Genomic DNA, 12,364 nt, shown 5'->3' with positions numbered 1-12,364 from the left:
GCGAAGCGACGAGACGAAACGCAGCAGCAGAGACCTGCGGAAGCTGCGTTTCGTCTCGCTTCGCTCGCTCGACGACCGGGTGATAGGAGATCTTCGTGCTGCGCACCATCGGCAGGCGACTGCTGTTCCTCATCCCCACCCTGATCGGCCTCAGCATCCTGCTGTTCGCCTGGGTCAGGGCCCTTCCCGGCGGCCCCGCCGTCGCTCTTCTCGGTGAGAAGGCGACCCCGGAGGCCATCGCCAGAGTCAACGAGCTGTACGGCTTCAACCGACCGCTCATCGAGCAGTACTTCGTCTGGGTCGGCCGTCTCCTGCAGGGAGACTTCGGCACCTCCATCCAGACGAACCGACCGGTCGTCGAGGAGTTCTTCCGTCGCTTCCCCGCGACCATCGAGCTCAGCGTGATGGCGCTCATCTTCGCGGTGGGCGTCGGCGTCCCGCTCGGCTACTGGGCGGCCCGCCGCCACGGCAAGCTGAGCGACCACGCCTCGGTCGTCCTGAGCCTCGTCGGCATCACCATCCCGGTGTTCTTCCTGGCCTTCATCCTGAAGTACGTCTTCGCGGTGCAGCTGGGCTGGCTCCCCTCGGACGGGCGTCAGAACCCGCGGATCGACGCGACACATCCCACGGGCTTCTACGTGTGGGACGGCCTCATAACGGGGGAGTTCGACGCCGCCTGGGATGCGATCCTGCATCTCGTGCTGCCCGCCCTCGCCCTCGGCACCATCCCGCTCGCGATCATCGTGCGCATCACCAGGGCGAGTGTCCTGGAGGTGCAGAACGCGGACTACGTGCGCACGGGTCGTGCGAAGGGCGTCGGATCCTCGACGCTGCGCAACCGGTTCATCCTGCGCAACGCCATGCTCCCGGTGATCACGACGATCGGCCTGCAGACCGGTCTGCTGATCTCCGGCGCGGTGCTCACCGAGACGGTGTTCGCCTTCCCCGGCATCGGATCGTTCCTCGCGAGGGCGATCTTCACCAGGGACTTCCCCGTCCTCCAGGGGTTCATCATCTTCATCGCGATCGCGTACGCGCTCATCAACCTCGCGGTCGATGTGTCGTACAGCTTCATCGATCCGAGAGTGCGGGTGCAGTGATGGCCCGGCTCAGCATCCGAAATGAGGTGACGTCATGAGCGTCGCACTCCCACCCGCCCAGGGCGGCGAGATCATCGACACCGTCGCGATCGCCCAGGCGGACCTCAAGGACGGACCCGGCGGCTTCTGGCGCGACGTGTTCCGCCGCATCCGCCGCAATCCGACCGCCTGGATCGGCGCCGGCATCGTCCTGCTGTTCCTGCTGGTCGCCGCCCTCGCGCCCATCCTCGCTCCGTACCCGGAGACGGCCCTGCCCGGTGCGAAGTTCATCACGCCGACGCACATCCCCGGACCGGGGGAGCTGGCGCAATTCCCGCTCGGGCTCGACCGCTTCGGCGGAGACGTGCTCTCCAAGCTCATCTGGGGCGCCCAGGCGTCGCTGCTCGTCGGCGTCATCTCCACCGTGATGGGTCTCGCCGGCGGCATGTTGCTCGGCCTCCTGGCCGGCACGTTCGGCGGGTGGGTCGACACGCTCATCATGCGCTTCGTCGACATCATCCTGTCGGTGCCGAACCTGCTGCTCGCGGTCTCGATCGCCGCGATCCTCGGGCAGACGCCGTTCGCCGTGATGATCGCGATCGGTGCGGCGAACGTGCCGATCTTCGCCCGTCTGCTGCGGGCGTCGATGCTCCAGCAGCGATCGAGCGACTACGTCCTCTCGGCGCAGACGCTCGGACTCGGCCGCGGTCGGATCACCATGTCGCACGTGCTGCCGAACGCGATCGGGCCGGTGATCGTGCAGGGCACCCTGACGCTCGCCACCGCCGTCATCGACGCGGCAGCGCTCTCGTTCCTCGGACTTGGCGGCGGACGCCCCGAGACGGCGGAGTGGGGCCGCATGCTCACCTACGCGCAGGACGAACTGGCGATCGCACCGTGGTTGGCGTTCTTCCCCGGCATCTGCATCGCGATCACCGCGCTCGGCTTCACACTGTTCGGCGAGGCCCTGCGTGAGGCCATGGACCCGAGGACGAGGGCACGATGAACGATCTGAACCAGAGACAGCCGCTGCTCACCGTCGAGGGACTGGCCGTCGACTTCTCGACCATGGACGGCGTCGTGCACGCCGTCGAGGGCGTCGATCTCGACATCGCGGCGGGTGAGACCGTCGCGATCGTGGGGGAGTCCGGGTCGGGCAAGTCGACGACGGCGATGGCCATCATCGGCCTGCTCGCCGGCGGAGGGCGCATCGCCAGCGGCACGATCCGACTCGACGGCAAGGAGATCGGACACGCACCGGAGCACGAACTGCGCAAGATCCGCGGACGGGACATCGGCCTGGTGCCTCAGGATCCGATGTCGAACCTGAACCCGGTCGCGAAGATCGGCACGCAGGTCGCCGAGACGCTGCTCGCGCACGGTCTCGCGAACAGGCAGAACGTGCAGGCGAAGGTCGTCGAGGCGCTCACCGCGGCTGGTCTCCCCGACCCGGAGCGGCGGGCGAAGCAGTATCCGCACGAGTTCTCCGGCGGCATGCGGCAGCGCGCGCTGATCGCGATCGGCCTCGCGTGCAACCCCCGCCTGCTGATCGCCGACGAACCAACCAGCGCCCTCGACGTGACGGTGCAGCAGACGATCCTCGACCAGATCGGGGCGATGACGCGCGAGCTCGGCACCGCCGTGCTGCTCATCACGCACGACCTCGGCCTCGCGGCCGAGCGGGCCGAGCGGGTCGTCGTGATGCACAGGGGCCGGGTCGTCGAGCAGGGGCCGGCGCGGCAGATCCTCGAGGATCCCCAGCATCCGTACACGCAGTCCCTGGTGAAGGCCGCGCCCTCCGTGGCCGCGGCACGGCTGCGGCCCGAGGCCTTCGTGTCCGCCGCGAAGGAGCGCGAGGAGGAGGCAGAGGCGGAGTCGGCTCCTGTGGACAACATCGTCGAGATCGAGAACCTCACGAAGGTCTACCCCGTCCGCGGTCGGGGCGAGGACTTCGTGGCGGTGAACGACGTCTCGCTCGCGATCCCGCGGGGGGAGACGGTCGCCATCGTGGGCGAGTCGGGGTCGGGCAAGACGACGACGGCGAGGATGCTGCTGAAGGTGATCGAGCCGACGAGCGGCCTGATCCGCTTCGAGGGAAAGGACGTGTCGTCTCTGAGCAAGGCGGAGACGCGCGACTTCCGCCAGCGGGTGCAGCCGATCTTCCAGGACCCGTACTCGAGCCTGAACCCGATGTTCACGATCGAGCGCCTGATCGCCGAGCCCCTCGACTTCTACCGGAGGGGCAGCGGCGCTGATCGCCGCAAGCGCGTCCGCCAGCTCCTCGACGACGTCGCACTGCCGCAGTCGATGCTGCGGCGGTACCCGTCGGAGCTCTCGGGCGGTCAGCGTCAGCGCGTCGCGATCGCGAGGGCGCTCGCGCTCTCGCCGGATCTCATCGTGTGCGACGAGCCGGTGTCGGCGCTGGACGTGCTGGTGCAGGACCAGGTGCTCACGCTGCTGCGCGACCTCCAGAGCGAGTACGGCCTGAGCTATCTGTTCATCTCGCACGACCTCGCGGTGGTGCGGCTCATCAGCGACTACGTGTGCGTGATGAAGGACGGCTCGCTCGTGGAGGCGGCCTCCTCGGAGGAGATCTTCACGAACCCTCGCGATCCGTACACGCGGCGCCTGCTCGCGTCCATCCCGGGCAACGAGCTCAACATCGCGTCCTGAAAGGCTCGCTCTCGAAGACCCCCTGTCGCCCCGGAACGTCGGTCGCGGCAGGGGGTCTTCCGCATCGGCACCAGGCGGGTGTCGGATCCTGTGGATAGGCTGAGCGGCATGCGCACCCCGCTCCGCTCCGCCGCCGTCCTGCTCGCCGCGTCGCTCGCGCTCACCGGGTGCTCGTCGGCCATCCCCGCCCCTGCGAGTTCCGACAAGCCGTCGGCGTCGGCATCCGAGTCCTCGGGCTCAGGCGCCTCCGAGCTGAGCGCCACGCCGTCGACGGGCCCCGTGATCACGGGATCCGCGTACACCTTCAACGCCCCCGAGGGGTGGTCGGTGCCCACGCAGGAGATCCCCAACTTCACGCCGGACAGCATCGTCGCCGACGTGGCGGATGCCGACGGCTTCGCCGACAACATGAACGTCGTGAAGTCGCCGGCCGGTGTGGTCACCGCCGACCAGGTCGAGTCCGCGGGCGTCGCCGAGCTGAAGGCCGCGGGCGCATCGAATGTCACGGTGAACCCCCGTCAGACCATCGCGGGCTCTGAGGCCGCGCACCTGTCGGCGGAGATGTCCGGCGGCGGCGTGACCGCGGCCATGGAGCAGTACTACCTGAGCAATGACGAGGCGACCTTCGTCGTCACGTTCTCGTTCAACAGCACGGTCGCCCAGGCCGATCGGGTCGCGCTCGCCGAGTCGGTGCTCGCCTCGTGGAAGTGGTCCTGACCCTCGCCTGAGCACGGGAGCGGATGCCAATACCGCAGCATCCGGAATTGGTCAAGGATTTGACTTGCCATGTCGTGGAATCGCACGTATAGTTGGTAGTTGCGCTCGCTTCTCCGTGCCCTCATATGGTGGTCGGCATTCGTTGAGCTTCAGAGCGCGAACTCCACCTGACGACAAAGGAATCGAGAAGCCCTGCGGGGCTCACGGAGGTTATTCCCTTGGCTGCTGCTCGCAACGCATCCACATCCACCACCACCAAGAACGGACGCGGAGCATCCCGCCTCTCGTTCGCCAAGATCTCCGACACGCTGACTGTCCCCGACCTGCTCGCTCTGCAGACGGAGTCGTTCGGATGGCTCGTCGGCAACGACGCCTGGAAGGCGCGCGTCGCCGAGGCGAAGGCCGAGGGGCGCACCGACGTCAACGAGATCTCGGGCCTCGGAGAGATCTTCGAGGAGATCTCCCCGATCGAGGACCTCGGCGAGACGATGCAGCTCTCGTTCACGAACCCGTACCTCGAGCCGGAGAAGTACTCGATCGAGGAGTGCAAGGAGCGCGGCAAGACGTATGCCGCCCCGCTGTACGTCGAGGCCGAGTTCATGAACCACCTCACGGGTGAGATCAAGACCCAGACGGTCTTCATGGGCGACTTCCCGCTGCAGACCGACAAGGGCACGTTCATCATCAACGGCTCCGAGCGCGTCGTCGTGTCGCAGCTCGTCCGTTCGCCCGGTGTCTACTTCGACAAGACCCCCGACAAGACGTCCGACAAGGACATCGTGTCTGCGCGCGTGATCCCGAGCCGTGGTGCATGGCTCGAGTTCGAGATCGACAAGCGCGACCAGGTCGGCGTCCGCATCGACCGCAAGCGCAAGCAGTCGGTCACCGTCTTCCTCAAGGCCCTCGGCCTGACCAGCGAGGAGATCCTCGCCGAGTTCGCCGGCTTCCCCTCCATCGAGGAGACCCTGGCGAAGGACACCATCGTCACCAAGGAAGACGCGCTCCGCGACATCTACCGGAAGCTCCGTCCGGGCGAGCAGGTCGCCGCCGAGGCCGCCCGCGCGCTCCTGGACAACTTCTACTTCAACCCGAAGCGCTACGACCTGGCCAAGGTGGGTCGCTACAAGATCAACCACAAGCTGGGTCTCGACGCTCCGCTCACCGACTCGGTGCTGACCGTCGCCGACATCGTCGCGACGATCAAGTACCTGGTGCGTATCCACGCAGGCGTCGAGAGCTTCGACGGCATCCGCGGCGGCAAGCAGGCCGAGATCCGCATCGCCACCGACGACATCGACAACTTCGGCAACCGTCGCATCCGCGCGGTCGGCGAGCTGATCCAGAACCAGGTCCGCACGGGTCTGTCCCGCATGGAGCGCGTCGTCCGCGAGCGCATGACCACGCAGGACATCGAGGCCATCACGCCGCAGACCCTGATCAACGTGCGCCCCGTCGTCGCCGCGATCAAGGAGTTCTTCGGAACCTCGCAGCTGTCGCAGTTCATGGACCAGAACAACCCGCTCGCGGGTCTGACCAACAAGCGCCGTCTCTCGGCTCTCGGCCCCGGTGGTCTGAGCCGCGACCGCGCAGGCGTCGAGGTCCGTGACGTCCACCCGTCGCACTACGGCCGCATGTGCCCCATCGAGACCCCTGAAGGCCCGAACATCGGTCTGATCGGTGCTCTCGCGACGTTCGCACGCATCAACTCGTTCGGGTTCATCGAGACCCCGTACCGCAAGGTCGAGGGTGGCGTCGTCACCGATCGCATCGACTACCTCACGGCATCCGAAGAGGTCGACTTCAACATCGCGCAGGCGAACGCCCCGCTCGACAAGAACGGCCGCTTCCGCGAGAGCCACGTCCTCGCACGCCCCAAGGGCGGCTCGGGCGAGGTGGATCTCTTCCTGCCCGAGGAGATCGGCTACATCGACGTCTCGCCGCGCCAGATGGTGTCGGTCGCGACCTCGCTCGTGCCGTTCCTCGAGCACGACGACGCACAGCGCGCACTCATGGGCGCCAACATGCAGCGTCAGGCTGTGCCGCTGCTGCGCAGCGACTCGCCGCTCGTCGGAACCGGTATGGAGGGCTACACGGCCATCGACGCCGGTGACGTGCTCACCGCCGAGAAGGCCGGTGTCGTCACCGAGGTCTCCGCGGACCGCGTCGTCGTCATGCTCGACGAGGGCGGAACGCAGGAGTACCACCTGCGCAAGTTCGACCGCTCCAACCAGGGCACGTCGTACAACCAGAAGGTCGTCGTCAACGCCGGTGAGCGCGTCGAGGTCGGAGAGGTCATCGCCGATGGCCCCGCCACCGAGAACGGTGAGCTGGCACTCGGAAAGAACCTCCTCGTCGCATTCATGACGTGGGAGGGCTACAACTTCGAGGACGCGATCATCCTCAGCCAGGACCTGGTGAAGGACGACACCCTCTCCTCGATCCACATCGAGGAGTACGAGGTCGACGCCCGCGACACGAAGCTGGGCAAGGAGGAGATCACCCGTGACCTCCCCAACGTCAGCCCCGAGCTCCTGAAGGACCTCGACGAGCGCGGCATCATCCGCATCGGCGCCGAGGTCCGCCCCGGCGACATCCTCGTCGGCAAGGTCACGCCGAAGGGCGAGACCGAGCTGTCGGCCGAGGAGCGTCTGCTCCGCGCGATCTTCAACGAGAAGAGCCGCGAGGTCCGTGACACCTCCCTGAAGGTGCCCCACGGCGAGCAGGGCACGATCATCGCCGTCAAGGAGTTCAACGCCGAGGACGGCGACGACGAGCTCGGCTCCGGCGTCAACCGCCGCGTCGTGGTCTACATCGCCCAGAAGCGCAAGATCACCGAGGGCGACAAGCTCGCCGGCCGTCACGGCAACAAGGGCGTCATCGCGAAGATCCTCCCGATCGAGGACATGCCGTTCCTCGCGGACGGAACTCCGGTCGACATCGTCCTGAACCCGCTGGGCATCCCCGGTCGAATGAACTTCGGCCAGGTCCTGGAGACCCACCTCGGTTGGATCGCGAAGCAGGGCTGGAAGGTCGAAGGCACTCCGGAGTGGGCTGTGAAGCTCCCGAAGGACGCGTTCGAGGCCGCCCCCGGCACCAAGGTCGCCACCCCGGTGTTCGACGGTGCGAGCGAGGAGGAGATCGCAGGTCTTCTCGACGCGACCACCCCGACCCGCGACGGCGTGCGCCTGATCGACTCGAGCGGCAAGACGCAGCTGTTCGACGGTCGCTCCGGCGAGCCGTTCCCGGCGCCGATCTCGGTGGGCTACATGTACATCCTGAAGCTCCACCACCTGGTCGACGACAAGATCCACGCGCGTTCGACGGGTCCGTACTCGATGATCACCCAGCAGCCGCTCGGTGGTAAGGCGCAGTTCGGTGGACAGCGCTTCGGTGAGATGGAGGTGTGGGCCCTCGAGGCCTACGGCGCCGCGTACGCGCTCCAGGAGCTCCTCACGATCAAGTCCGACGACATCCTCGGCCGCGTCAAGGTGTACGAGGCGATCGTCAAGGGCGAGAACATCCAGGAGCCCGGCATCCCCGAGTCCTTCAAGGTGCTCATGAAGGAGATGCAGTCGCTCTGCCTGAACGTCGAGGTCCTCTCGGCGGACGGCACGGCTGTCAACCTCCGCGACACCGACGACGAGGCCTTCCGCGCAGCGGAGGAGCTCGGAATCAACATCTCCAGCCGCTTCGAGGCCGCCTCGATCGACGAGATCTAAGGTTCTGGCCGCTGCCCTGAGCGTCACGCCAGGGCAGCGGCCCACCTCCCCGATTTCTTCAGAAGAATTCCTACACAGGAGAATTTGTGCTCGAGTCAAACACTTTCGACGAGCTTCGCATCGGCCTGGCCACTGCGGACCACATCCGCGCGTGGTCGTACGGTGAGGTCAAGAAGCCCGAAACCATCAACTACCGCACCCTGAAGCCGGAGAAGGACGGTCTCTTCGGAGAGCAGATCTTCGGCCCCTCCCGCGACTGGGAGTGCGCCTGCGGCAAGTACAAGCGCGTCCGCTTCAAGGGCATCGTCTGCGAGCGCTGCGGCGTGGAGGTCACCAAGAGCTCCGTCCGTCGTGAGCGCATGGGCCACATCGAGCTCGCCGCGCCCGTCACGCACATCTGGTACTTCAAGGGTGTGCCCTCGCGTCTCGGCTACCTGCTCGACATGGCGCCGAAGGACCTCGAGAAGGTCATCTACTTCGCCGCCTACATGGTCATCTCGGTCGACGAGGATGCTCGTCACCGCGACCTGGGCACGCAGGAGAACAACATCCGCCTCGAGCTGAAGACGCTCGGCGACCGCCGCGATTCGAAGATCGCGGAGCGCCTTGCGAAGCTGGAGGAGGAGCTCGCCGCTCTCGAGGCGGAGGGCGCCAAGGCCGACGTCAAGAAGAAGGTCAAGGACGCCGCCGAGAAGGAGATGTCGCTCATCCGCAAGGGTGCCGACGAGGCGATCGCCAAGCTCGAGCGCGTGTGGGAGGACTTCCGCACGCTCGAGGTCGGCGCACTCCGCCCCGAGGACGACGTCTTCCACGAGCTGCAGGACCGCTTCGGCCAGTACTTCGAGGCCTACATGGGCGCCGAGTCGATCCAGCGCCGCCTGGCGGCCTTCGACCTCGCGGCCGAGGCTGAGAACCTGCACCTGCAGATCTCCGAGGGCAAGGGTCAGCGCAAGATCCGCGCGATCAAGCGCCTGAAGGTCGTCAACTCGTTCCTGGAGACCGGCATGAGCCCGGCCGCCATGGTCCTCGACGTCGTCCCGGTGATCCCGCCGGAGCTGCGCCCGATGGTGCAGCTCGACGGTGGCCGCTTCGCGACCTCCGACCTCAACGACCTCTACCGTCGTGTGATCAACCGCAACAACCGTCTTCGTCGTCTGATCGACCTCGGCGCCCCCGAGATCATCGTCAACAACGAGAAGCGGATGCTGCAGGAGGCCGTCGACGCACTGTTCGACAACGGTCGCCGTGGTCGCCCGGTCACCGGTACCGGCAACCGCGCCCTGAAGTCCCTCAGCGACATGCTGAAGGGCAAGCAGGGTCGCTTCCGCCAGAACCTGCTCGGCAAGCGCGTCGACTACTCCGGCCGTTCGGTCATCATCGTCGGCCCGCAGCTGAAGCTGCACCAGTGCGGTCTGCCCAAGCAGATGGCTCTGGAGCTCTTCAAGCCGTTCGTGATCAAGCGCCTGATCGACCTCGGTCACTCGCAGAACATCAAGGCGGCCAAGCGCGCCGTCGAGCGCACCCGTCCCGAGGTCTGGGACGTGCTCGAGGAGATCATCCGCGAGCGTCCGGTGCTGCTCAACCGTGCACCCACCCTGCACCGTCTCGGCATCCAGGCGTTCGAGCCTCAGCTCGTCGAGGGTAAGGCCATCCAGCTGCACCCGCTCGTCTGCGCGGCGTTCAACGCCGACTTCGACGGTGACCAGATGGCTGTGCACCTGCCGCTGTCGGTCGAGGCTCAGGCCGAGGCCCGCGTGCTGATGCTCGCGTCGAACAACATCCTGAAGCCGTCCGACGGCCGCCCGGTGACCCTGCCTTCGCAGGACATGATCATCGGTCTGCACCACCTGACCACGGTCAAGGAGGGCGCAGCCGGTGAGGGTCGTGCATTCGGTTCGGTGGGCGAGGCGATCCTGGCGAAGGACGAGGGCACCCTCGACCTGCAGGCCAAGGTCCGCATCCGCATCCCCGGTCTGACGTTCCTCGAGGGCGACGCTCCCGAGGGCTACGAGCGTCACGGTCTCGTCGACGCTTCGCTGGGTCAGGCGATCTTCAACGACACGCTGCCCAAGGGCTACCCGTTCGTCCGCGAGCAGGCTGACAAGAACAAGCTGTCGCAGATCGTCAACAAGCTGGCCGAGGAGTACCCCAAGGTCGAGACGGCTGCGTCGCTGGACCGCATCAAGGACGCCGGCTTCTACTGGGCCACGCGCTCCGGTGTGACCGTCGCCCTGAGCGACATCCTCACGCCGCCGAACAAGGCGGAGATCGTCGCGGGCTACGAGAAGCAGGCCGCGAAGGTCCAGTCGCAGTACGAGAAGGGTCTCACGACCGACTCGGAGCGTCGCCAGGAGCTCATCAAGATCTGGACTGAGGCGACCGACGAGGTCCAGGCCGCGATGAAGGCGAACTTCCCTGAGGACAACACCATCAACCGCATGGTGTCTTCGGGCGCCCGTGGTAACTGGCTGCAGATCCGCAACATCGCGGGTATGCGAGGCCTGGTGAACAACCCCAAGGGTGAGATCATCCCGCGTCCGATCATCTCCTCGTACCGCGAGGGTCTGTCGGTGGCGGAGTACTTCATCGCGACGCACGGTACCCGTAAGGGTCTGGCCGACACCGCTCTGCGTACCGCCGACTCGGGTTACCTGACCCGTCGTCTGGTGGACGTCTCGCAGGACGTCATCATCCGCGAAGAGGACTGTGGCACGTCGAAGGGCCTCGAGCTCCCGATCGCCGCTGCCAACTCGCAGGGTGAGCTGGTGCGCGACGCGAACGTCGAGAACTCGGTGTTCGCCCGTACGCTGGCCTCCGACGTCGTGAACGCGGCCGGCGAGGTCCTCGCCTCCGCGGGCGACGACGTGGGCGACGTGCTCATCGACAAGCTGGTCGCGGCGGGTGTCGAGACCATCAAGGTGCGCTCGGTCCTGACCTGCGACTCCGCTGTCGGTGTCTGCGCGCAGTGCTACGGCCGCTCGCTCGCGACCGGCAAGACCGTCGACATCGGCGAGGCCGTCGGCATCATCGCGGCCCAGTCGATCGGTGAGCCCGGTACCCAGCTGACGATGCGTACGTTCCACACCGGTGGTTCGGCATCGGCGGATGACATCACCCAGGGTCTGCCCCGTGTCCAGGAGCTCTTCGAGGCTCGTACCCCCAAGGGTGCGTCGCCGATCGCCGAGGCCGATGGACGCATCACGATCGACGAGACCGACAAGGCCAAGAAGGTCATCCTCACGCCCGACAACGGCGACGAGGCAGTGGTCTACCCGGTCCTGCGCCGCGCGACCCTCCTCGTCGAGGACGGGCAGCACGTCACGGTCGGTCAGCCGATCCTGGTGGGCACGCTCGACCCCAAGGAGGTCATGCGCGTCATGGGCGCCCGCGAGGTGCAGCGTTACCTCGTCAACGGCGTCCAGGGTGTGTACCGCTCGCAGGGTGTGCCGATCCACGACAAGCACATCGAGGTCATCGTCCGTCAGATGCTCCGCAAGGTCACCGTCGTCGATCACGCCGACACGACCCTGCTGCCGGGTGAGATGGTCGACCTCAAGCGCTACCAGGCGATCAACCGCGAGGCTGTGGCAGAGGGCAAGCGCCCCGCGTCGGGCCGTCCGGAGCTGATGGGTATCACGAAGGCGTCGCTCGCGACGGAGTCGTGGCTGTCTGCCGCATCCTTCCAGGAGACGACACGCGTGCTCACGCAGGCCGCCATGGAGGGCAAGCGCGACCCGCTGGTCGGTCTCAAGGAGAACGTCATCATCGGTAAGCTCATCCCCGCCGGAACCGGTCTCTCGAAGTACCGCGACGTCACGGTCGAGGCCACCGAGGAAGCCAAGAGCGAGCGCTACCCGAACCGGATCTTCGCATCCGACGGCGCGTACGCGGACGGCGACTTCGGCTACGTCGACTTCGACGCGTTCTCGACGGACGACATCACGCCGGGCACGTACAACTGATCGAGGCGAGAGCCGGCGAGCGTGCTCGTCCGGCCGAGCCGATTGAGGTTGTCGAGCGACGGAGTCGCGAAGCAACTGACGTGTTGAGTGAGTGAGAAGGCCCCGGGCGATTCGCCCGGGGCCTTCTTCGTGCGCCGCGCATCGTGAGGGGTCGAGAATCGTCGCCTCACGTGCCCCCGATCCGGCTTTCTCTGACTCCTCAGGGCAGATCGGC

Annotated in this window: 6 protein-coding genes; all 6 read left to right on the top strand. The window is 66.7% G+C overall.

The features are described 5' to 3' along the window. Positions 1–95 precede the first annotated feature (95 nt). The 6 genes from MRBLWH10_RS12345 to rpoC all read left to right on the top strand — a co-directional run bounded on the left by MRBLWH10_RS12345 (position 96) and on the right by rpoC (position 12,150). On the top strand, positions 96–1,100 hold the full coding sequence (locus MRBLWH10_RS12345; RefSeq protein ID WP_105676077.1) for an ABC transporter permease: 1,005 nt from the start codon (positions 96–98) through the stop codon (positions 1,098–1,100). A 34-nt stretch (positions 1,101–1,134) separates the two neighbouring features. Continuing rightward, positions 1,135–2,085 (top strand): ABC transporter permease, encoded by a 951-nt coding sequence (locus tag MRBLWH10_RS12340; protein WP_105676079.1) that lies wholly within the window; start codon positions 1,135–1,137, stop codon positions 2,083–2,085. Further along, complete coding sequence (locus tag MRBLWH10_RS12335; RefSeq protein WP_341940089.1) at positions 2,082–3,752, top strand: ABC transporter ATP-binding protein; 1,671 nt, start codon at positions 2,082–2,084, stop codon at positions 3,750–3,752. Before MRBLWH10_RS12340 ends, MRBLWH10_RS12335 begins: the two co-directional genes overlap by 4 nt. A gap of 108 nt (positions 3,753–3,860) precedes the next feature. Further along, entirely contained in the window at positions 3,861–4,469 is a 609-nt protein-coding gene (locus tag MRBLWH10_RS12330) for a hypothetical protein (protein WP_341940088.1), read from the top strand. A gap of 218 nt (positions 4,470–4,687) precedes the next feature. Then, a complete protein-coding gene (locus MRBLWH10_RS12325; RefSeq protein WP_105672635.1) occupies positions 4,688–8,188 on the top strand; it encodes a DNA-directed RNA polymerase subunit beta in 3,501 nt (1,166 codons plus the stop codon). Positions 8,189–8,274: 86 nt separating this feature from the next. Continuing rightward, the gene (rpoC, locus tag MRBLWH10_RS12320) at positions 8,275–12,150 is read left to right on the top strand and encodes a DNA-directed RNA polymerase subunit beta' (RefSeq protein WP_105672636.1); all 3,876 of its coding nucleotides are present in this window, start codon (positions 8,275–8,277) and stop codon (positions 12,148–12,150) included. Positions 12,151–12,364 lie beyond the last annotated feature (214 nt).

The organism is Microbacterium sp. LWH10-1.2, assembly GCF_038397765.1.
GTDB classification, from domain to species: Bacteria; Actinomycetota; Actinomycetes; order Actinomycetales; family Microbacteriaceae; genus Microbacterium; species Microbacterium natoriense.
The sequence above is the reverse complement of the archived record's forward strand: the minus strand, read 5'-3'. Positions and strand labels throughout refer to the sequence as shown.

Bases quoted from the DNA above. Each gene is read 5' to 3' on its own strand.
- MRBLWH10_RS12340 (WP_105676079.1), top strand. From the start codon at position 1,135: ATGAGCGTCGCACTCCCACCCGCCCAGGGCGGCGAGATCATCGACACC.
- MRBLWH10_RS12335 (WP_341940089.1), top strand. From the start codon at position 2,082: ATGAACGATCTGAACCAGAGACAGCCGCTGCTCACCGTCGAGGGACTG.
- MRBLWH10_RS12330 (WP_341940088.1), top strand. From the start codon at position 3,861: ATGCGCACCCCGCTCCGCTCCGCCGCCGTCCTGCTCGCCGCGTCGCTC.